Below are 22027 nucleotides of genomic sequence, written 5' to 3'. Positions count from 1 at the left end.
AAAAACACATTTATTCATGAAACAGATTATTGCTGCTTTTTTCCTTTGTATGTTGCTTTGGGCCGTGCCGGGATTGCGGGCTCAAAACATACAGTTGCATTATGATTTCGGACGTTCCCTGTATGATAAAGATTTAAAAGGTCGTCCTTTGCTGACTTCTACCGTAGAGAAATTCCATCCCGATGCTTGGGGAAGTACCTATTTCTTTGTTGATATGGATTATACTTCCGACGGGGTGGCTTCCGCTTATTGGGAGATTGCCCGTGAGCTGAAATTCTGGAAAGCTCCTTTTTCCGCACATCTCGAATATAACGGTGGTTTGGCAAAAGGATTTTCTTACAATAATGCTTATCTGGCCGGTGCTACCTATACTTATAACAATGCTTCTTTCTCAAAAGGTTTCACTGTGAGCGCCATGTATAAGTACATTCAGAAGCATAAATCACCTAACAATTTCCAATTGACAGGTACCTGGTACATTAATTTTTGCCATAACTTGCTGACTTTCTCCGGGTTTGCCGACTGGTGGCGCGAGGAAACGGATTATGGGAAAACGATCTTCCTTACCGAACCACAGTTTTGGGTAAACCTGAACCGTATTAAAGGAGTAAATAAGAATTTCAACTTAAGTATAGGCTCGGAAGTGGAATTAAGTAATAACTTCGGTAATCGTGATGGCTTTTATGCAATCCCGACACTAGCCCTAAAATGGACATTGAATTAAATGAAAACAGATTTAATCTACGGTGTTGAAGACCGTCCTCCTTTTAAAGATGCGCTATTTGCCGCTTTGCAACATCTGTTGGCTATCTTTGTTGCCATCATTACACCGCCACTTATCATTGCGAGTGCTTTGAAACTGGATGTGGAGAAGACGAGTTTTCTGGTCTCTATGTCTCTCTTTGCCTCAGGAGTATCAACTTTCATTCAATGTCACCGTTTCGGAACGATAGGAGCGGGGCTGCTCTGTATTCAGGGAACCAGTTTCTCTTTTATAGGGCCTATCATAGCCACAGGGCTTGTCGGTGGATTACCTCTAATTTTCGGTTCCTGTATGGCTGCCGCGCCCATCGAGATGATTGTCAGCCGTACCTTTAAGTACTTGCGTAATATCATCACTCCATTAGTATCCGGCATTGTTGTGCTACTTATCGGATTGAGCCTGATAAAAGTCGGGATCGTATCTTGCGGAGGCGGATATTCTGCTATGGATAACGGAACCTTTGCAACTTGGGAAAATCTATCTATTGCTGCACTGGTGCTTTTAAGTGTATTGTTTTTCAATCGTTGCGGAAATAAATACCTGCGCATGAGTTCCATTGTTCTTGGGCTTTGTCTTGGTTATGGCTTGGCTTTCGTCTTAGGGAAAGTCGATATGAGCTCTCTGAATGTAGAAATGCTGATGAGTTTCAATATTCCTCAACCTTTTAAATACGGCATTGACTTCAATGTTTCCTCTTTTATAGCTATTGGGCTGGTTTACTTGATTACGGCTATTGAAGCGACGGGCGATGTGACTGCCAATTCTATGATATCCGGTCTTCCGATTGAAGGTGATTCTTATCTGAAACGAGTTTCAGGTGGAGTAATGGCAGACGGATTCAACTCTTTCCTTGCCGGAGTTTTTAACTCCTTCCCAAACTCTATCTTTGCGCAGAACAACGGTATTATTCAACTGACTGGAGTAGCTAGTCGCTATGTAGGTTATTATATTGCTGCAATGCTTGTACTTTTGGGCTTGTTCCCCATTGTAGGGGCTGTTTTTTCACTAATGCCCGATCCTGTATTGGGTGGCGCAACCTTGCTGATGTTCGGTACGGTAGCCGCCGCAGGTATCCGCATTGTCTCTTCTCAGGAAATCGGTCGTAAAGAAACGTTGGTATTAGCAGTCAGCCTTTCTCTCGGCTTGGGAGTAGAATTAATGCCGGACGTACTGCAACAAGCCCCCGAAGCAATTCGAAGTATCTTTTCATCGGGAATCACTACCGGAGGCCTGACTGCAATTATTGCAAATATAGTAATATATGTAAAAGAGGAGAAAGATTAATCTTCAATACTCAGATTACTCATTTTGTCAGTTATATGGAAGGGGAAATCCGGATATTCGTAGAGACTGAAACTAGGTTCGGTTTCCCCGTCTCTACAATATCTTCTTTCTCCTATGCGCGGATATTTCCATAAGTTTCTACCAGTCGTGGCGAGTAAAGAATATAGCTTCGGATCGCTTCATCGTTATATCCATATCCCGTAACATTGAGTAATGACAGGTAATAAGGAATGGCAAAAAAATGAAAGCGAAAGTCATTCCACCATTCACTCACCAGTCTGTATTTCTCTTCATAACTCATCCTTTCTTCAAAATGAAAACGTGCCGAAGGCTTCGACTTTCTGTTTTCAATCTTTTGAATCAGTAGATGTAACATCCGCTCTTTATTCTCATCCCGCACTTCCCGTACCTCTTCATCCAATCCTGTTTCCTAACGGTCATTCCGGTTTTTGATACGTTGCGGAGACGGTAAAGGTATTACATCCCCTTTCAATCGTTTGAACATTTGAAAGAGTTCTATGAATAAATCTGTCGGTAACTCCATGTTTTCCAATGTTCCCGTCAGAAATTCATAAAGCAACCGTATTGTCTGTATTGACATATCCTGCCCCGTAGACAGTTCATGGACATCCTGTCCATCATAATGGAGTAAAAGTCGAATTTGCTCCCTAGCCTCTTTCGCAGTCTTATTCTCCATTCTGCAAGTCTCCAGAAATCGTTGCATTTTGAGCTTAAACTCCTCAACAGAGGAGCTTTTATCAGCCATCTCCACCACTTCCGGAATTTCTTGATTATAGATTTGTTTCAATTGTGAAAAAGTAAGTGTAAGCATTTTCTTTTGTTTCATAAGCAATCTCTCTATTTAATGGTATATAAAGATACGAAAAAAGCGGAAGTTCCATACCTCCGCTTTTTCTATCGTGCTAATCTTTACGGTTTTCTAACATTTTAGAGCAACTTATTTTTTCGTTTCCGTGTCATCATTCTTGCGTTTCGGCTCTTTTTTTGCCAATAAGACAATATTATACACATAATCCGTCATCCACTGTTCGGAGTAGCCCAGACGTTCCTTGTATTGACGTACAGCCGCTGCAGTCTTGTGCACATCATCAGCTTTCCATACAGTCTTTGTGCAAACATCGTGGACCGTTTTCTGAGTCATGCCATAAAGTGCTTTCTTAAAGATAGACGGCATACGGAACTTCCATTGCATCAGATTCCCCATCAACATCATCAGGTCGTTAGAGAATCCTTGATACATAAACAGATAAGATTGAATATCATTCTGAGTACGGCAGTTGCGTTTTACGGAAGAATCGATTTCTTTAAAGAAACTCTCATTCAATCCATAGTCCTGCATCAACATTTTGCGCGAAGCTGACTTTTCGGCCAATCCTAACTTGCCATTTTGCGTAGGTACCTTGAATAAACGTTTGAAGTTGGCTACATCCGGCAGGAAGCGGATATTTGTGATACCAAGGTTAGTGGCGATAACTGACTGGAAATAGACCCGGGTCAGAGAAATGAAATCTTCTACATTGCCGACTTTTGTTTCATCGGATTTTTTCTTGAATAAACCAAATAAGCCCATTGTTGTATTTACAATTTTATTATTTACAATTTACTAATTGAACGTGTGTGATAGCTTTGTTGCATACCAACCAAGCTGATATTTCGTGTGCAAAGGTACAAAAAACAGTTGGGTTTCACCAACATTCCAACTCCTTTTCAATATCCGGCATTATCTCTTTTCTGAAAACAGGATTCTGAATGCCGACTTTCTTCTGCGATGAGCCGAAAAGTACCATCATTGTTTAGCATAAAGTCTCTAATGTAATTGCGATCATTCACCTTTCATCCGGAAGTAGAATTTATGATTTTCGAATACAGGTTCTGCAATACCATAACGAACGAATTTGGCAAGCAGATGTTCGGCGGCACGGCGTGAGATTCCTGTCTGACGACAATAACGGTTGAGTGATAGTAAAGTACCGTGTTCCAGTTGATCGAGCAAAAGCTGTTCACGTTCAGTGTAACGGATTAGTTCGCCACGGGGATTGTCGCTCTGTTGCCACACGCGGAGATGTATAGGTGTCGCCAATATGTTTTCGTCCTTGATACGGAGATAGGCGAGCGGTTTTCCGGTTTCGTCTTTGGCATACACCGGTTTGTGAAGGGTCTCTTCGATAGTGACTACCAATACCTGTCGTCCTTCTACTATGTATGTTTGCATTGTATATTCCACTTCGGGCACACAATAAAGTTGTGCGGCCGCCTCAATCATATATTTCTCCTCTTCGGAACGTACGCCTGCTATTTTTCCATTGTCTTTCACGCCAATAAGCAATCTTCCTCCGTCGGTGTTGGCAAAAGCGGACAAGGTTTTGGCTATCTTGCGTGCATCGGAAATTTCAAATTTGAAGTCCTGTTGTTGATGCTCTCCTTCAGCAATCAAAGTATGTATATAATCGGTATCTGTAAGCGGTTTCATGGCTACAAAGGTAGGTAAAAATGGCGAAAAGACCTTTTTTTGCATTATTTTCAAAGAATATTTCAAAAAAAATATTGTTTTTATGCGTTTATTTCGGGAAACAGTGTATTTTTGCGACACATTATTAACGAAAAAAATAAAAGGATTATGAAAGAATTGGTAGAAAAAGTAGCAGCTCTGTATGCTGACTTCGCAAAAGATGCTAACGCTCAGATTGAAAACGGTAACAAAGCAGCAGGAACTCGCGCTCGTAAAGCTTCTTTGGAAATCGAAAAAGCAATGAAAGAATTCCGTAAAGCATCTTTGGAAGCTTCTAAAAAGTAAGATTAGAAACTACTAAGATATCAAAAGAAATGAGAGGGTATATCATCTACGATATATCCTCTTTTTATTTTTTAAGCTTCTCTTTTTGTAACTTATGTACTGATAATTCATAAAATGATAGTAAGTATTCGTTCTGAAAATAGCACTTTTATTAAATAAATTTCCTCCTAGAAACTTAAATCTGAAAATAACTATAATAATGATTGTACCTATACAACTTTTTATAGCTGCAGTATGTATGTTTATTTGTTTAATTAATTAAGGAGGAATAAGATGTTGAACGTACTGACATTTATGAAAGAAGTAGCCGATGGGTTACAAATGGGAGGAAACTTTGGGACCGCCCATGTATATCGCAGCAGTCTCAATGCCATTATCGCTTATTGTGGGGGTGAAGATTTTACATTTAACGAGATCACGCCGGAGTGGTTAAAGGGGTTCGAGATTCATCTTCGTAAGCGCAAGTGCAGTTGGAATACAGTGTCCACTTATATGCGCATACTTCGTGCCGTGTATAATCGTGCTGTCGACAACAATGAGGCGAAATATATCCCTCGTTTGTTCCGTTACGTTTATACCGGAACCCGGGCGGAACATCAACGTGCTTTGGAGACAGGGGACGTGGAAAAGATATTTGCCGGATTAATTTTATTATCCGGAGTAAATCCGGCCATGCAACGCGCACGACACTTTTTTATTCTTATGTTCCTGATGCGCGGTATGCCTTTCGTTGATCTCGCTTATCTTCGTAAAAGTGATCTGCATGGCAATGTCATCACTTACCGCAGACGGAAAACAGGACGTCCCCTTTCGGTGACCTTGACTAATGAGGCGATGAGAATAGTAAGAATGTATATGAATCAGGATGTACATTCCCCCTATCTGTTTTCGTTCTTAAGAAGTCCTGAAGGGACAATGGAAGCTTATCGGGAGTATCAGTTGGCACTACGCAGTTTCAATCGCCAATTATTGATATTAGGAGAGTTTTTGGGAATACCGAACAGATTAAGTTCGTACACCGCCCGGCATACTTGGGCTACTACCGCTTATTATTGCGAGGTGCATCCTGGAATTATTTCACAGTCTATGGGGCATTCATCCATTACTGTGACCGAGACGTATTTAAAGCCATTTCAGAATAAGAAAATTGATGAAGCAAACAAACTCATTATTGATTTTATTAAACGCTCTTTCGATTGCGTAATCATCTGATATATTGTCTGTTACTTTATAGGTAACGGCATTGAACAGCGCTGCAAAGATGCATATATTTCCGGAAACAAGCAAACAAAAATAATATTATTTCGGAGAAACTACTAAAAAAAAGAAAATAATAGGGCAAAACTGAGGATTTCTTTCTACCGGACTTTTTATGATCTGAGTAATTGATATAATGATTTCCTTCCCCTCTGCCGTTTTTACTAGCAGGGGTAAAAAAGTTTCATCTCCATTTGAAATGCTTTTTCCATATAGACTACTCAAAAGAGCAGGAACAAAGGTTCTCCCGTTACCTATAAAGTAACGGGGATGCTATTATTGAAACTTAGTGTTTAATAATATATTATTAATGTAATTTTTAAGTAGTTATGAAAAGAAAATTTGTAAAAGTGATGTTCCTTGGAGCGTTGACTTTGTCCACAGTCACCTATGTAGGCTGTAAGGACTACGACGATGACATCGACAATCTGCAGACACAAATCGATGCAAACAAAGCCAGTATTGCTGAGCTGCAGAAATTTGTTAAAGAGGGGAAATGGGTTAAAAGCGTTGAGCCAATCACCGGAGGTTTCAAAATTACCTTTAATGACGGAACGCCCTATGAAATTGTAAATGGAGCAAAGGGGGATAAAGGAGATACTGGAGCAACTGGAGCAGAAGGTCAAAGCTCTATTTTGACTGTTGACCCTACTACAGGCGAATGGCTGATTAATGGTGAAAAGACCGGATGGTCGGCAAAAGCTCCTTATATTCAAGACGGATATTGGTACTACTGGAGCAAAGAAGCTGGTAAATTTGTGAAAGGAGATAAAGCTACAGGTGAACAGGGAGAAGAGGGGCCGGCAGGTGCTAATGGTTTCTCTCCTTATATAGCAAACGGTACTAATGGTGATAAAGGATATTGGTACTTCTACGAACCGGACAATAAAGATGCCATTACTAGTGGTGACTTGAAAGGTTGGGTAAAAGGAGCTTTCACTGATGCAACAACGACCCTTACAAAGATTGAGGATAGACCATGTTGGCTTTTGACACAGCTTGACGGTGATGAGACTAAAGAGGTTATTTTGCCTACAGCTGACAATTTGATAAACATAAAAGGAGTAGCTATTAGTGATGATGGAAAGATATCTACTGACGGAACTAAAGAAGTGACATTATATTACGGAATATTAAAAAATGAGGTAAAATTTGGTCCTAAAGAGGACCAAAATACTTATTCTAAAGATAAAGTTTTGACCAGTAACAATGCCGTAATTAATGTGATGGTGAATCCGGTAGACATTTCATTAGAGGAATACACTTTTACTTTACAGAATTCTAAGGGAACAAATACTTATCTTGAACTTGGAAAACCTGTACAGAATGTAACTCCTAAGGCATTGACACGTGCTGAAAGTACTCCAAATATCGGTCTCTATGATTTGTCCGTTAAAATAAAAGACGGTTTGAATTCATCTGCAGAATTGCCGCAGGCAGTTTATGCTTTGGCTACAAAGAATGCTTGGGATAAGACAATTATGTCCGCTTATGATGTAAAGGTTACATTGAGCAACCAGAATATTCCAGAATTAACAGATCAGACATTGGCTGCAATTAAGAATTGTGATGAGACTTATGTTTTGGATGACCTGCTTAAAGAGGCAGGTGAGACAAACCTAGGTTATGTTGCAGATTATTATTACACAGCAGATAATGTGGAGATTAAGAAAGATGTGGAAACCGGAAAATGGCAGATTCTTTCTAAGATTGGTCAGTCTGTAATAGTAACTGTACATTATTTGACAGTAGAAGGTGTAGAAAAGTCTTCTACATTAACCATTCAGTTCAAGAAAAAACTGGAAATGGTAACCGTTGATCCTATTAACTGGACTGTGACAGATGCAAAGGATGGTAAAGAGAAGAAGGTATCTTTGGAAGTAATCAAAGACTTACTGGATAAAGAAGATTATAGCGTAGTTTATCTAAGTAAGGCTGCTTTGGATGAAACTCCTGCTGAAACTGATATTGATTATGCGGTTGCTCCTGTTGTTAAAGCTGAAAATGGAGGTATTGCTTTGTCAGTAGCAAAAGATGCAAAGGATAAGAAGTGGTATTTAACGGCTATTTTCGATGAAACGAAAGTTACTGCAACAGAACATACTATCCATTTAGCAGTGAAAAACGCAAAAGGCGAAGACGATCTTGGTACATTATTGGTGAAAGGTATTGATCTGAAAGTTAATATTACAATGCCTAAAACTCCAGTTTTTGTATTTGATAGAATTCCGGGCTATTTTAGTGAAAATGGAAAAGGTAATACAGCTAAAGCATACGGTACTCCTGTTGCTGGTACTGAAGGTAAAGATAAGGTTACTTATGATTTGACAAAACTTTACACTAATGTAACGAATAATATGGATAATATTTCTTATGCGGAAGATGACTCGGAAGCATGGAAGGGTGCTCAATGGTTGCAAAGTGATGTAAATCCTGTTTTGTCATTACCTGTTGGACCAGATAATATCGGTAAGGAACATGGATTGATAGTTAGCTATCAACCTTATGGGAATAAGAATTTAGCTGCTATCTTGGATGAGTTTAATTTGACAGTTTTGTCTGAAATCGCAGAGGGTACGGAAAAAGGAACTGTTTCAAATAAATATCTTTCTAATGTAGTAAGGGAATTTACATTGAATTTGACAGATTTTGTATGGAAGGATTATAAAGGTGAATCTATAGTATGGAGCTCAGATTCAGAAAACAGAATTAAATCAATTACATTAGTTCCAAGTGATACAGCTGGTAAATATATGGATTTATCTGCTACTGATTTCAAAGCAAGCACTCCAATTAAAGTGACCTTGAAAAATAGCGTAGGTGTCATCTTATCACCTGAGTCAGAAGAAAATAGCTACATCGAAATGAAGGTTCTTGACGCTTGGGGTATAACTTCTACGGTTAAGATTCCTGTACCTATTAAAAACGAAAATAAATAAGATTTCTTCGCAACTAATGATGTGAAGAATATGTCGAGAAGAAACAACAAAAGGGATGCCTCCCTTATTTCCCACAGGTATCCCGCATAGTATTCTAAAAACATCTTTTTGATTTGTTGCTAGGTGAAAACTAGCGCCCTCATTTTCCTAATATAAAAAGATGTCTTTTAAGAATATAGAAAAACCCGGGCTTGTGAAAGTCTGGTTTTTTTGTATTCTTAATATTAATCGTATATTTGCGAAAAGAATCAAGATCGGGAATGATGAACGAAAACGTCTTAGCTAAACTGAAGATACTTGCAGAATCTGCCAAGTACGATGTTTCCTGTTCTTCCAGTGGTACGGTGCGTTCCAATAAGCCGGGAACGCTGGGAAACACTGTGGGAGGATGGGGGATATGCCACAGTTTTGCCGAGGACGGTCGATGTATCTCGCTATTGAAAATCATGCTTACCAATTATTGCATTTACGATTGTGCCTATTGCGTCAACCGTCGTAGCAACGATCTTCCCCGCGCTACCTTTTCCGTTTCGGAATTGGTGGAGCTGACGATGGAATTCTACCGTCGTAACTATATCGAAGGGCTGTTTCTTAGCTCCGGAGTGGTCCGTAATCCGGACTATACAATGGAGAGACTTGTGCGTGTAGCCAAAGATTTGCGGCAAGTGTACCGTTTTAACGGTTATATCCATCTCAAGAGTATTCCCGGAGCCAGTCGCGAATTAGTGAATGAAGCCGGATTGTATGCCGATCGTCTTAGCGTCAACGTCGAAATTCCCAAAGAAGAAAACCTGAAACTTCTGGCGCCGGAGAAAGACCATAAAAGCGTATTTGCTCCGATGAAATACATTCAACAAGGCGTGTTGGAGAGCAAAGAAGAACGGCAAAAGTTTCGCCACGCACCTCGTTTCGCACCTGCGGGACAAAGTACCCAGGTGATTGTGGGAGCTACCTCCGAATCGGATAAAGATATTCTTTTCCTTTCGTCGGCACTTTACGGGCGCCCCACCATGAAACGTGTCTATTACTCGGGCTACGTTTCCGTGAATACGTATGATAAGCGTCTTCCGGCATTGAAACAGCCGCCTCTGGTACGTGAAAACCGGCTCTATCAGGCTGACTGGTTATTGCGCTTTTATCAATTCAAGGTAGATGAAATTGTGGATGATTCTTATCCGGATCTCGATCTCGAAATAGACCCGAAACTTTCGTGGGCTTTGCGCCATCCCGAACAGTTTCCTGTCGACATCAATAAGGCAGACTACGAAATGTTGCTCCGTGTGCCGGGAGTAGGGGTGAAGTCGGCGAAACTGATTGTTGCTTCCCGTCGTTTTTCGCGGCTGGGATTTTATGAACTGAAGAAGATAGGAGTGGTGATGAAGAAAGCGCAATATTTCATCACTTGCAAAGAACTACCTCTCCAGATGCAGACAGTGAACGAACTTTCTCCGCAACGGGTGCGCAGCTTATTGTTGCCGAAACCGAAAAAGAAAGTGGATGAACGTCAGCTGTTGCTTGATTTTGGCGAATAGTAAATATGCTTGGTGTTTTTTATGAATGTTTATATTTACGATAAAACCTTTGATGGGCTGCTGACGGCTGTGTTCGACGCCTATTTCCGCAAGACTTTTCCTGATGCTTTGCTGTCGGAAGGAGATGCTTTGCCTTTATTTTGTGATGAGCTGCATACGGTAGTGACCGATGAAGAAAAGGCCGGGCGTGTGTGGCGGGGATTGCAGAAGAAAGTTTCCTCTTCCGCTTTGGGTTGCCTCACGCAAAGTTGGCTGTCGGAACTTCCGGAAATAGGAATACTTATTTTTCGATATATCCGTAAAGCAATCGATGCACCCCGCTCTATTGAAACCAATTTTGGTGATCCGGACGTTTTGCAATTAGCGCAAATATGGAAGAAGGTGGATGGCGAACGTGTGCACCTGATGCAGTTTGTCCGTTTCCAGAAAGCTGCCGACGGTACATTCTTTGCCGCTTTCGAACCGCAGTATAATGCGCTCCCGCTGACCGTTCACCATTTCAAAGACCGTTTTGCCGATCAGAAGTGGATTATTTACGACATGAAACGCCGTTACGGATTTTATTATGATTTGCAGGAGGTGACAACTATCTCGTTTGATGATGACAGCCGTGAATCCCATTTGATTACGGGGATGCTGGATGAAAGCCTGATGGACAAGGATGAGAAGCTTTTCCAACAACTTTGGAAGACATATTTCAAGGCCATTTGTATCAAAGAACGCATGAATCCGAGAAAGCACAGGCAGGATATGCCTGTACGTTATTGGAAGTATTTGACGGAGAAGCAAAAGTGAAAATCACCATAAGGCAACTTTCCCTAAATTGTCTATTTCTAATTTGGCACTTATACCCATCGCTTTAAAGACTTTAGCTAGCGTGGAAAGAGTTAAGTTTTTCCCGCTTTCTATGCGGGAGATTTGGGCTCTTTGTACGCCTATCAGATTTCCTAGTTCTTCTTGAGTGAGATTTTTGGATTGTCTGGCTTTTTTTATGGCTTCTCCAATAAGGAAAGATTGTAAGTCCTCTTCAAATTTATTACGTGCAAGAGTTCCTTTCTTTCCTATATGTTTATCTATAATTTCTTCTTCTGTATAAAACTTCATCTTTTCCATATTCTTATTTTTTAGAATTAAAATATATTTTTCTTATCTCTTCCGCTTTTGTTATTTCTTTGGAAGGAGTCTTCTGGGTTTTCTTTATAAATCCATGGGTAGCAATGACTAAAGTATCTACTCCATCCACTTTATCCCAAAAAGCTAATAGTCTATATTGGTTTTTGTTATAGAGTGTCCTGAACTCCCATATATCTGTATTGTCTAATTTTTTAAAGAGTTCCGGGTCTATAACAAATTTAGACTTTGCTATGTTGTAGATAATTTTGTCTTTTACTTTTGGGGGCAATTGGTTAAGAAAATTGTCCGCTTCTTCTGAATATACTATTTTAAATTTCGCTTTTGCCTCCATGGATTTATTTTTTACGTAGCAAAGGTACTGAAAATAGTTCTATATATGGAAACATTTGAGATGTTTTTTTTAAAGGAGTTATATGTACTTTTCTCTTATTCAATCCTTTGCACCGTTACATCCGGAAACTCCTGTATCAGCGAAAGCAGATGCCCTTCATCATTATTTCGCTTCGACTTGATAACCATCGTAACCTGATAATATTCTGTTTCACCCGTGTGTTGCGTTTCCATCTCGTAAGAGACTATCAGGTAGTCTTTAGAGTTGAATCTGTCCGCTATCTGTTTCAGTATGTCTTTGTTGGGAGTTGAGAAAGAAACCATCGAGCTTTTCATTCCGATGCTTTTAAATAGATAGCTAAGTAGTTCCAGTCCGACGAGGGTTAACACCGTGGCGGCAATGCCGATGGTGTACATTCCTGCACCTACCGCCAAGCCGATACCTGCTGTTGCCCAGATTCCTGCGGCGGTAGTCAGTCCGCGTACAATCTGTTTTTGAAAGATGATGGTTCCTGCACCGATAAATCCGATACCGCTGACAACCTGTGCCGCCACCCGACTGGGATCGAGTGTGACACTACTTTCTTTTATAATTTCTTGAAATCCGTATTGGGAAACAATCATAATCAAAGCACTACCTAGCGACACGAGAAAATGAGTGCGGTATCCGGCTTCTTTGGCATGGTATTCACGATCCAGTCCAATGATGGTTCCCAGTATTCCGGCGACCAATAAACGGATTACAAAATCCATATTCAACATCATGTGTTCAATCTCCTTTCTGTTTTTTATTGTTTGTGGAAAAATGCTTAGGACTATAAATATACAATTATTTCCCCTTTTTGTATCAATCATTTAGTAATATTTGAACGTATCCAATTCATTTTATCGTATATTCGCAGATTCAAATAAATGTTTAATCCCGCGACCGAGCAAATAATGAAGAAAAGAATTTTTTATATAATCAGCTTTCTGGTGATCTTCTGTATTGAGGTGTTGATAGCTTTGTATGTGCGCGACCGTTTCATACGTCCCTATGTCGGAGATATGCTGGTTGTGGTGCTGGTATATAGCTTTGTACGTATCTTTCTACCGACGGGGATTCCGCGGATGCCGTTTTATGTCTTTCTTTTTGCCTGTTTCGTAGAAGTGTTGCAATACTTCCAGCTGGTGGAAACATTGGGCATTACGAACCGCGTAGCCCGAATTGTGCTGGGTTCTACGTTCGATTGGGGAGATATTGCCTGCTATGCTGTGGGATGCGTTTTCATTGTCTTATTCGAGCATTTCGTCCGGCGTAGATCGTAGAGGATTTATTTCTCTTCCGCTTTGGTTTCGGATGGGTCCAGGCTGTGGCCGCAATATTTGCAAAACTCTGCATTATCTTCGTGTCCGGAGCGATGGCAGTTGGGACATTCTTTGTCTCTCCTGCGTTTATACTCTTTCATCATGGAGGCAGATACGATACCTGTGGGTACGGCAATAATCGTGTAACCGATCAGCATGACACAGGCGGAAAGGAATTTTCCGAGGCCGGTGGCGGGAGTAATATCTCCATAACCTACGGTAGTCATGGTGACGATAGCCCAATAGATGCTGTTCGGGATATTGTTGAACTGGGAGTTGGGTTGCGTTCCTTCAATCATATACATTAGCGTTCCGATGGAAGTCACCAGAATGACGACAAACAAGAAGAACACTGCAATCTTCTTACTACTTTCACGCAAGGCAGTGAGCAGCCGTTCCCCCTCATTCAGAAAGTTGAAAAGCTTGAAGACGCGGAACACACGTATCAGGCGGAAGGCACGGATGATGAGTAGATAACGGGCACCCGGGAAGAGCAGGCCGATGTAAAGAGGCAACGTGGCCAGTAAGTCTACGATACCGAAAAAGCTGAATATGTATTTCCGGGGACGGGGTGAACAGTAGATCCTCGTCAGGTATTCGAAAGTAAAGAAGCCGGTGAAAAGGAATTCCATAATGACGAACGGAGTCGTCAGATAGGTGGGAAGTCCTTTCAGACTTTCGATGATGACGAGCAATACGCTGACCAGAATACAGGCGATAAGAATCACGTCGAACAATTTCCCGGCAGGGGTGTCCGATTCGAAGATGATGACGTATAACTTTCGTTTCAGTTTCTCGTCATGCAAAAAACGATGGATTCTTTCTTTCAGTTTCATATCAATAGTGCTTGGCCGGAATTAAAGAAAAAGCCTTTTTAGTCGATAACCCACTGTTTATTGTAGGCAACGGTCTTTTGCGGGTTGTAATACATTCCCTCTTGTGTGGGAATATAGAGAATGTATGTCTTTCCGGTCTTGTTTTTCAATGAAGTGTCGCGCAGCCAGGGGTTGGCATCACGGAGTTGGGCATAGGTGATTCCCTGTGACTTTGCGTAGTCGTTCAGATCGTCGATAGAAGTGTTGACGGTTACCTCTTTATAAGGAATAGGCGGATACAGATGTTCCCGTTTCAAGAGGAATCCGTAACGTTGCGGGTTATTGAATATCTCTTTGGCTGCCAGCAGGCGGAACATGTAGCGGGAAGTTTCCTCTACCAGCCATAAGTCCATGGCATGACTTGCCAACTGCTTTTCAAGTTGGGAGGAGATGCGTCCCTGTCCGGCGTTATAGGCGGCGGAGACAGCCATCCAGTCGCCATATTTGGCATACGCTTGTTTGAAGTATTTGCAGGCGGCAACGGTTGCTTTTTCAATATGATAGCGTTCGTCTACGTTATCGTTCACTTCCAGCCCGAATTCCCGTCCGGTGGCAGGCATAAATTGCCACAGACCTGCTGCTCCTGCCGGAGAGCGTGCAATGTTATTCAGATTGCTCTCGATGACCATCAGGTATTTGAAGTCATCAGGAATACCGTTTGCTTTCAGTATCGGTTCGATGATGGGAAAGTAACGGTTGGCACGCTTGATTAATAACATGGTGGTGGAGTGCATATAGGTGAAGGCCATCATCTCGCGGTCCATCCGTTCGCGGCGGTCATAGCGCCGGAGGTCGATCGTTTCCCCGTCGAAGGTGACCTGTGTGGGAACAGTAGGCGGAGTGACACAATAAGGCACTTCCGATTTGGCGGAATGTTGTTCGTTCACCTGGCTGCTGCCTGTCAATACTGGGATGGAAGCGCCGATGCAAAATACTAATATAAGTGTAAGAATATAGTTGATTTTCATTCGTCTTTTCATTTTATAACCTTTTTGGATGCTTCAATGTTTAAGTCTATCTTGCAAAGATAACCTCATTTTGCTTTTTTCAAAGAACTTTTCTTGCATTTTATACGTTTTTCTAATAGAGTTAAAATAAACAACGAATCAAGATGAATATAGCAATGACCGGAGCTACCGGATATATAGGTAGACATCTTTCTAATTATCTCACAGAAAAGGGCGGACATCGGATCATTCCTCTGGGAAGGTCGATGTTTCGCGAAGGTATGTCCGGTTATTTGATTCAGACACTGACCCATTGTGATGTTGTCATCAACCTGGCAGGTGCACCTATCAATAAACGTTGGACACCGGAATATAAACAGGAGCTTTTCAACAGTCGTATTGTCGTAACCAATCGTATTATCCGTGCTTTGAATGCAGTCAAGACGAAACCGAAACTGATGATTTCGGCTTCTGCCGTAGGTTATTATCCTTCGGAAGCGGAGGTGGACGAATATACCCGTACCCGTGGAGAAGGCTTTCTGTCCGATCTTTGCTATGCGTGGGAAAAAGAGGCGAAACACTGTCCCGAACCTACAAGGCTCGTTATCACACGCTTTGGCGTAGTGCTTTCTCCGGACGGGGGAGCGATGCAGCAGATGCTTCGCCCTTTGCAAGCTACCAAGATAGCTACCGCCATCGGTCCCGGTACGCAGGCTTTTCCGTGGATATCGATACGTGATCTTTGCCGTGCAATGGAGTTTTTTATCACTCACGAAGAGACACGTGGGGTATATAATCTGGTTGCTCCGCAGCAAATCTCGCAATATGCTTTCACCCGTGCGATGGGAAAGGCTTATCGGGCATGGACGACGATGGTGGCCCCGCAAAGGATTTTCCGTATCTTATATGGTGAAGCGGCATCCTTCCTGACTGCGGGCCAGAGAGTCCGCCCAACGCGTCTGACGGAAGCAGGATTTCATTTCTCCATTCCCAATGTCGAACGTCTTTTCAGAGGTACAAACCATAGTACGGTTACCTCTCTCGACCTGCACCGGTATATGGGACTTTGGTATGAAATAGCCCGCTACGAGAATCGCTTTGAATACGGACTTGTAGACGTCACGGCTACTTACACGCTCCGTCCCGACGGCATGATTCGTGTGGAGAACCGGGGATGCAAACGTAATTCTCCTTACGACATCTGCAAGACTGCCAACGGACACGCCAAAATACCCGATCCCACACAGCCGGGCAAACTGAAAGTGTCTTTCTTCCTTAGTTTCTATTCTGATTATTATGTCTTGGAACTGGATGAAGAGAATTACAATTATGCCCTGGTAGGCAGCAGTACTGATAAATATCTCTGGATACTAAGCCGTACACCCCAACTGCCGGAAGAAATCAAGAAGAAACTCGTCACCGCTGCCGAACGTCGTGGATACGATACGAGCCAGTTGAAGTGGATCGAGCAACTCTGATCGCAATCTGCGCCTGATAACCTAAGATTATTTTGCCGGAGTGCTTAACGAACAATGAGACAACTTTAAAACAACAGAAATTATGGATTACGAAATTATTCATCAGCCCGAACAAAAATTGTTCAAGACAGAAGTAGACGGTCGCACCGCCTTTGTACAATATCGCCTGATAGGTGATTCTCTTGATATTATCCACACAATTGTGCCACAACCTATTGAAGGGCGGGGGATTGCCGCTGCTTTGGTAAAAGCTGCTTACGCCTATGCATTAGCTAACGGGATGAAGCCGAAAGCAACATGCTCTTATGCAGTGAAGTGGTTGGAAAGACACCCGGAAATAAATGGTGGTATTGATTGATTTCAAAGAAGATACTTTGTCAGCTAAAAATGCGTCAGAAACATAATTCTTAATAGTTTCCGACGCATCTCTGTATTACTGATTTACTGTTTCCACCTCTTCAACTGTGGAAAGTACTCCTTCATCGTTTTCCGTGCTTCCTCCACAGTGTATTTCACTTCCGAGTCTTTATTGAACTCATCCAGATAATTCAGATTAAGCTCAATCATCTCGTCCATGGTACACTCTTTCGTGAAATGTCCGTCCGCATAGCAATAGTGGCAATAATCTTCGTTCTTGCTACCGTCCGCTTCTTTTCCAAAAGTTGAGTCGTCTATCGGCATACCGCAACTTTGACAAAATTTTTGTTCCATCTTTTTTTGTTAGATTATAAGTTTATGTTACAAGACAAATGTAAGTAGAAATATTGGAAAAGAAGTGATCCGGTTTTGCTATTTATTCATTTATTTCTTTCCTGGTTTACTTTTGGTGTTAATTGGTTTTCACGGGCAGCCGTTTCCACATCCAACGGGGAATCATTTTCCAGAAAAAGACCAGTATCCGGTAGCGCCAGTCGATTACTACTATCCGTTGTTTCCGCTCCAGTGACCAGGCGATGTGACGTCCCACTTTCGCTGCATCCATCAATAGCGGATAATGTTTTCCGTCGTTGAGCAAGTCGGTGGCAACAAATCCGGGACGGATATCAGTAAAACGGATATTCAGTTTTTGTAAATATGAAAGTTGTTCGAGAGCATCTATGTAAGTGTTCTGGAAACGTTTGGTGGCAGAGTAGGCAGGAGCCACCCCAAGTCCTTTCGTTCCCGCGATGGAGCTGATGACTGCCAAGTGGCCGCCTCCGCTTTTTCTGAAATAGATGAAAGCGGTATCCACCATGCGGATAAATCCCTCTACATTGGTGTATGCTGTGTTCAGCTCCACCTCCATGTTCAGATTCGTATTCTGGAAACCGATGCCCGAGCTAAGAAGAAACAAATCCATGCCGCCCACCTTGTCGATGAGCATATTCAATTTCTCGCCTGCATCTTCCTGGGTTACGTCCAACGCTTGAATTTGAATCTGATCCGGTGCTGCCCGTTGCAGGTTTTCGAGAGCAGATTGCCGTCTGCCGGCTACTCCGATTTGCCATCCATCCAGTAACAGACATTTTGCAACTTCTTGCCCGATGCCGGAGGTAGCGCCAATGATAATGGCTTTTTTCATTACTGATTTTTTAGTAAGTTATAGGTTCAATAAATGTCGTATGGCCTGCCAGGGTGCATAAAGCAACATCCTCGGTCCGGAGAAACGCATCACCTGTCGCATTCGTTCGCGCATGACGGGCTTGTAACAATGTACGGTGCATTCCTTGCATGCACTCTTCTTCTCTCCAAACGGACAATGGTCGAGACGGGCGTGGGCATAGCGGAGCAACTCTTCACAGTCGGCACAAAGAACTGTATTTTTTTCTTTTTTCCGGCAATAGAGGCGGATCATCAACTCTACCGTTTTCTTTTCGTGCGCAATGCGTGATGCTTTCATCTCTTTCTTTTTTACACTTTGGAGTGACAAAGATAGCGAAGATTATGCAGAATTTGTATCTTTGCGGCATGAAAAAGTTATTGTGTCCGCAATGCAAGATTGCAGCTATGTATGTGAAGAATGAACAGGGTGACAGGCTGCTGGTTTATGTGCTCGAAGATGGTGAAGTCGTTCCCAAATATCCGGAAGATTCGATGGAGGGGTTCGATTTGACAGAAGTCTTCTGCCTGGGATGCTCGTGGCATGGTTCACCTAAACGGTTGGTGAAACGATAGACCGGGGGCATTCATGCTCTCATTCTGATTTTTTGATTTATGTCAACTAAAAGAGGAACGCAAATCGAGAACTAATTCATTGAATTTTCCGTATCTTTGCATCCGATTTTAGAACATAGACGTATGGCAACTTCTAAAGAAATGACGGCAGGGTCGGCATTACCTCTCATTTTAAAGTTTACGCTGCCGCTTTTACTCGGCAATCTGTTGCAACAAACGTATTCGCTTGTTGATGCTGCAATTGTAGGAAAGTTTTTGGGAATTAACGCGTTAGCTTCTGTTGGAGCCAGCACATCGGTTGTTTTCCTGATTCTTGGATTCTGCAATGGATGTTGCGGAGGTTTCGGGATACCCGTTGCGCAGAAGTTTGGTGCACGTGATTACAGTACGATGCGCAGTTACGTTTCCGTCAGTTTGAAACTGGCAGCGGGGATGTCTGTGGTCATTGCTCTTGTTACCAGTATCTTTTGTGCGGACATACTCCGGATTATGCGCACGCCGGAGAATATTTTCGAAGGGGCGTATGCTTATTTGCTTGTTACGTTTATTGGCGTTCCTTTCACTTTCTTCTATAATCTTCTTTCAAGCATCATCCGTGCGTTGGGAGACAGCAAGACGCCTTTCTGGTTTTTGCTGTTCGCTGCTGTTCTGAATATCATTCTCGACTTGTTCTGTATTCTGGTACTCGGCTGGGGAGTGGCGGGAGCTGCCATTGCTACTGTCTTTTCGCAGGGGTTGTCGGCTGTTCTCTGCTATATTTATATGTACCGGAAGTTTGAAATATTGCAGGGTACTCCGAAAGAACGCCGGTTCCAGTCGAAACTGGCTAAGACACTGCTTTACATTGGTGTGCCTATGGGATTACAATTCTCTATCACGGCTATCGGCAGTATTATGCTTCAGAGTGCGAATAATGCGTTGGGAACGGCGTGTGTGGCTGCTTTTACATCTGCCATGCGAATCAAGATGTTCTTTATCTGTACGTTCGAGAGTCTGGGAATTGCGATGGCTACGTATAGCGGACAGAATTATGGGGCAGGAAAACCGGAGCGTGTCTGGTTGGGAATCAAAGCGAGTGCTTTGATGATGATCGTTTATGCGGCATTTACGTTCGTTCTTCTGATGGTGGGAGCCAAATATTTTGCATTGATCTTTGTAGATCCGTCGGAAACGGAAATACTGTTGGATACCGAGTTATTCCTGCATATCTCCTGTATGTTCTTCCCGATGCTTGGATTGTTATGCATCCTGCGCTACACGATTCAGGGAGTGGGATATACCAATCTTGCCATGTTTTCGGGAGTGGCGGAGATGATTGCGCGTATCCTTGTCAGCATTTACGCTGTGCCTGCATTCGGCTTTATTGCTGTCTGCTACGGTGATCCGATGGCTTGGATAGCGGCAGATTTGTTCCTCGTACCGGCATTTATCTACGTTTATCGCAGGTTGAAGAAGCAGGTGTTCACAAGTACGGTTACTGTTTAGAAGTCGGCCTCTTTCTGTATGCGTAGAATCTTTCCGCTGATGGGATGACGGAACTCTATATATTCGGCGTGGAGGTATAGTCTGTCCGCTTTCTTTCCGTAAAGTTCATCCCCAAGAATGGGGCAACCCAATCCCTCCGGATGGGCGGCGTGTACCCGTAATTGGTGTGTCCGTCCGGTCAACGGATAGAAAGCAATCCGGGTGTGTTTTTCTGATTCACAGATGATTCGGTATTCTGTAATCGCTTCTTTCCCGTGTTCTCTACTGACGATTTGCCGGGGACGATCAAGGGGATTCAAACAGAGAGGGAGTTCAATTCTTCCTGTTCTTCCGGGCGGCAGTGCTGTCTTCTCTACTGTTGCTGTTGCCCCATCCAACACGGCTACATAGCGTTTCTTGATACTTCTGCTTGCAAATTGTGCCTGCAAATGTTGATGTACCTCTTTCGTTTTAGCTACGAGCAATAATCCGGAAGTCGCCATATCAAGGCGATGTACAATCATAGGTCCGGTAGCATCGGGATACTTCTTTTTCAGGCGGTGATAGACTGAATCTCTGTCCTCCTCCTTTCCCGGAACGGACAACATTCCTGCCGGCTTATTGACTACCACTAACCATTCATCTTCATATACGATTTCCAGTTCTTCATCCTCATGGATGGAGTTCAGCAACGGATTCTCGTCTACTTTCAGTCCTTGCAACATGTGCTGCAAAATAGGTTCACATTTTCCCTTGCAGGATGGATAATAATATCCATGATGCCGGATTTCGTTTTTAGGAGAGTCTCCCCACCAGAATTCGGCCATAGCCAATGGCTTTAATTGATGAAGATATGCATATTGCAACAACTTAGGCAAAGCGCATTCACCCGCACCGGCAGGAGGAACTTTCTGAACTGTCTGCTCGAAGATTGTGTATAGGTCTTTCACTTCTCCTCTGGCATTCAGCATCCGGAATTGCTCGAACAATTTTCTTTGCAAGGCTGCCGAACGTTCTTTCCGTTCGGTTTTCAGTTGTTCTATTTCAGTCTCGAAGTGTCTCGTTTCCGTTTCGAGTTCTTCCAATCGTTTCTTCCATTCTTTTTCCAGTCGTTTGTATTCCGCTTTCTGGTATTGGCTTTCCCGGATCAGGGAGGCTTGTTCCTCTTCGGAAAGGGTAGAGGGGGATTGGCGGCGAATCTCTCTCGCCTCCTTTGCTGCTTTGAGTTCTGCTTTAGCCTGATTCAAAATAGCTTTAGCCTGTTCTGTTTCCGTCTTCCACTTTTCTTTTAAATCGAGATAAGAACGATTGTTTTCTAATTCACGAATACGGATATTGATGGAAGATATTTGTTCTTCTTCAATTTTGAAGAATCCTTCCGGTTGCAATAAGTCGTAGACAGGAGGGACAAAATAAGGATGCAGATTCTTTCCTGCCAGATTGCCGGAGAAAGCAGCGAGATAGCCAATTTCATTGACTGCTTCTTTTTTTGTAGTCTCTTGTTTATTTTCTTTTTGTACAATCAGTATCCCGAACATTTTTCCGAAAGCTAACTCTTCTTGCCATTCCTTCCGGCTCGCGATATGTTTTTTCACTTCTTCCGCTGCCAACACACACAATGGATGAGGCGTATAGTGGAAAGGATAAGTGAATTTATCCGGTAACGCAAGGTGAGAAATGGGTTGCTTGAAAAAATGTATCATCGGTT

The 22027-nt window shown here is 42.5% G+C and carries 23 protein-coding genes and 1 pseudogene; 12 read left to right on the top strand and 12 right to left on the bottom strand.

The features are described from left to right. The first annotated feature begins 16 nt into the window (after positions 1–16). Together GD630_RS09905 and GD630_RS09900 are read left to right on the top strand one after the other, a co-directional pair. Positions 17–724, top strand: a complete 708-nt coding sequence (locus GD630_RS09905) for a nucleoside-specific channel-forming Tsx family protein (RefSeq protein ID WP_143868311.1) — start codon at positions 17–19, stop codon at positions 722–724. Next, entirely contained in the window at positions 725–2047 is a 1323-nt protein-coding gene (locus GD630_RS09900) for a nucleobase:cation symporter-2 family protein (RefSeq protein ID WP_143868312.1), read from the top strand. A gap of 115 nt (positions 2048–2162) precedes the next feature. Here the strand turns inward: GD630_RS09900 and GD630_RS09895 are convergent. From GD630_RS09895 to GD630_RS09885, 3 genes and pseudogenes are all read right to left on the bottom strand, one after another. Next, positions 2163–2894: pseudogene (locus GD630_RS09895) on the bottom strand (KamA family protein); the annotation flags it as partial. Between the two features lie 111 nt (positions 2895–3005). After that, a complete protein-coding gene (locus GD630_RS09890) occupies positions 3006–3638 on the bottom strand; it encodes a hypothetical protein (protein ID WP_007765521.1) in 633 nt (210 codons plus the stop codon). A gap of 252 nt (positions 3639–3890) precedes the next feature. Then, positions 3891–4538 (bottom strand): AlbA family DNA-binding domain-containing protein, encoded by a 648-nt coding sequence (locus tag GD630_RS09885; RefSeq protein ID WP_143868313.1) that lies wholly within the window; start codon positions 4536–4538, stop codon positions 3891–3893. A gap of 147 nt (positions 4539–4685) precedes the next feature. Between GD630_RS09885 and GD630_RS09880 the strand changes: the two genes are divergently transcribed. The 5 genes from GD630_RS09880 to GD630_RS09860 all read left to right on the top strand — a co-directional run bounded on the left by GD630_RS09880 (position 4686) and on the right by GD630_RS09860 (position 11385). Then, a complete protein-coding gene (locus GD630_RS09880; RefSeq protein WP_007750534.1) occupies positions 4686–4862 on the top strand; it encodes a histone H1 in 177 nt (58 codons plus the stop codon). A gap of 273 nt (positions 4863–5135) precedes the next feature. Next, complete coding sequence (locus tag GD630_RS09875; RefSeq protein ID WP_143868314.1) at positions 5136–6074, top strand: tyrosine-type recombinase/integrase; 939 nt, start codon at positions 5136–5138, stop codon at positions 6072–6074. 374 nt (positions 6075–6448) lie between these two features. After that, positions 6449–9058 (top strand): hypothetical protein, encoded by a 2610-nt coding sequence (locus GD630_RS09870; protein WP_143868316.1) that lies wholly within the window; start codon positions 6449–6451, stop codon positions 9056–9058. 263 nt (positions 9059–9321) lie between these two features. Then, the gene (locus tag GD630_RS09865; protein ID WP_004304808.1) at positions 9322–10590 is read left to right on the top strand and encodes a putative DNA modification/repair radical SAM protein; all 1269 of its coding nucleotides are present in this window, start codon (positions 9322–9324) and stop codon (positions 10588–10590) included. 21 nt (positions 10591–10611) lie between these two features. After that, positions 10612–11385 (top strand): TIGR03915 family putative DNA repair protein, encoded by a 774-nt coding sequence (locus tag GD630_RS09860; protein ID WP_009000641.1) that lies wholly within the window; start codon positions 10612–10614, stop codon positions 11383–11385. A 3-nt stretch (positions 11386–11388) separates the two neighbouring features. Here the strand turns inward: GD630_RS09860 and GD630_RS09855 are convergent, their stop codons facing one another. From GD630_RS09855 to GD630_RS09845, 3 genes are all read right to left on the bottom strand, one after another. Beyond that, positions 11389–11703, bottom strand: coding sequence for a helix-turn-helix domain-containing protein (locus GD630_RS09855; protein WP_143868318.1), 315 nt, complete (start codon positions 11701–11703; stop codon positions 11389–11391). 4 nt (positions 11704–11707) lie between these two features. Beyond that, entirely contained in the window at positions 11708–12055 is a 348-nt protein-coding gene (locus GD630_RS09850; RefSeq protein WP_143868320.1) for a type II toxin-antitoxin system RelE/ParE family toxin, read from the bottom strand. A gap of 95 nt (positions 12056–12150) precedes the next feature. Further along, positions 12151–12819 (bottom strand): MgtC/SapB family protein, encoded by a 669-nt coding sequence (locus GD630_RS09845; protein WP_143868322.1) that lies wholly within the window; start codon positions 12817–12819, stop codon positions 12151–12153. 174 nt (positions 12820–12993) lie between these two features. On the opposite strand from GD630_RS09845, the gene GD630_RS09840 reads away from it, so the two are divergent. Continuing rightward, positions 12994–13362, top strand: a complete 369-nt coding sequence (locus GD630_RS09840) for a ribosomal maturation YjgA family protein (RefSeq protein WP_029425794.1) — start codon at positions 12994–12996, stop codon at positions 13360–13362. A gap of 5 nt (positions 13363–13367) precedes the next feature. Here GD630_RS09840 and GD630_RS09835 read toward each other — a convergent pair whose 3' ends face one another. Further along, entirely contained in the window at positions 13368–14237 is an 870-nt protein-coding gene (locus tag GD630_RS09835) for an ion transporter (RefSeq protein ID WP_004301970.1), read from the bottom strand. A gap of 38 nt (positions 14238–14275) precedes the next feature. Further along, on the bottom strand, positions 14276–15256 hold the full coding sequence (locus GD630_RS09830) for a lytic transglycosylase domain-containing protein (protein WP_143868324.1): 981 nt from the start codon (positions 15254–15256) through the stop codon (positions 14276–14278). Between the two features lie 131 nt (positions 15257–15387). Between GD630_RS09830 and GD630_RS09825 the strand changes: the two genes are divergently transcribed. Then, on the top strand, positions 15388–16701 hold the full coding sequence (locus GD630_RS09825; protein WP_122137397.1) for a TIGR01777 family oxidoreductase: 1314 nt from the start codon (positions 15388–15390) through the stop codon (positions 16699–16701). Positions 16702–16783: 82 nt separating this feature from the next. After that, on the top strand, positions 16784–17059 hold the full coding sequence (locus GD630_RS09820; RefSeq protein ID WP_143868326.1) for a GNAT family N-acetyltransferase: 276 nt from the start codon (positions 16784–16786) through the stop codon (positions 17057–17059). A gap of 83 nt (positions 17060–17142) precedes the next feature. On the opposite strand, the gene GD630_RS09815 is transcribed toward GD630_RS09820, so the two are convergent. The 3 genes from GD630_RS09815 to GD630_RS09805 all read right to left on the bottom strand — a co-directional run bounded on the left by GD630_RS09815 (position 17143) and on the right by GD630_RS09805 (position 18580). After that, complete coding sequence (locus GD630_RS09815) at positions 17143–17412, bottom strand: zinc ribbon domain-containing protein (protein WP_004301976.1); 270 nt, start codon at positions 17410–17412, stop codon at positions 17143–17145. Between the two features lie 118 nt (positions 17413–17530). Beyond that, complete coding sequence (locus tag GD630_RS09810) at positions 17531–18262, bottom strand: SDR family NAD(P)-dependent oxidoreductase (RefSeq protein ID WP_004301977.1); 732 nt, start codon at positions 18260–18262, stop codon at positions 17531–17533. 18 nt (positions 18263–18280) lie between these two features. Then, on the bottom strand, positions 18281–18580 hold the full coding sequence (locus tag GD630_RS09805) for a nitrous oxide-stimulated promoter family protein (RefSeq protein ID WP_007765573.1): 300 nt from the start codon (positions 18578–18580) through the stop codon (positions 18281–18283). 68 nt (positions 18581–18648) lie between these two features. Between GD630_RS09805 and GD630_RS09800 the strand changes: the two genes are divergently transcribed. Further along, positions 18649–18855 carry a hypothetical protein gene (locus GD630_RS09800; RefSeq protein WP_007750505.1) on the top strand — a complete coding sequence of 69 codons (207 nt, stop codon included), beginning with the start codon at positions 18649–18651 and terminating at the stop codon, positions 18853–18855. Positions 18856–18978: 123 nt separating this feature from the next. Beyond that, positions 18979–20340: an MATE family efflux transporter gene (locus GD630_RS09795; protein ID WP_143868328.1), complete on the top strand. Its 1362-nt coding sequence runs from the start codon at positions 18979–18981 to the stop codon at positions 20338–20340. Here GD630_RS09795 and GD630_RS09790 read toward each other — a convergent pair. Next, a complete protein-coding gene (locus GD630_RS09790; protein ID WP_143868330.1) occupies positions 20337–22022 on the bottom strand; it encodes an RluA family pseudouridine synthase in 1686 nt (561 codons plus the stop codon). The two genes, GD630_RS09795 and GD630_RS09790, sit on opposite strands and share 4 nt — an antisense overlap. Positions 22023–22027: the final 5 nt, after the last annotated feature.

The organism is Bacteroides zhangwenhongii (genome assembly GCF_009193325.2).
Taxonomy (GTDB): Bacteria; Bacteroidota; Bacteroidia; order Bacteroidales; family Bacteroidaceae; genus Bacteroides; species Bacteroides zhangwenhongii.
Note: the sequence above shows the minus strand (reverse complement) of the source record. Positions and strands in the feature narration are given on the sequence as shown.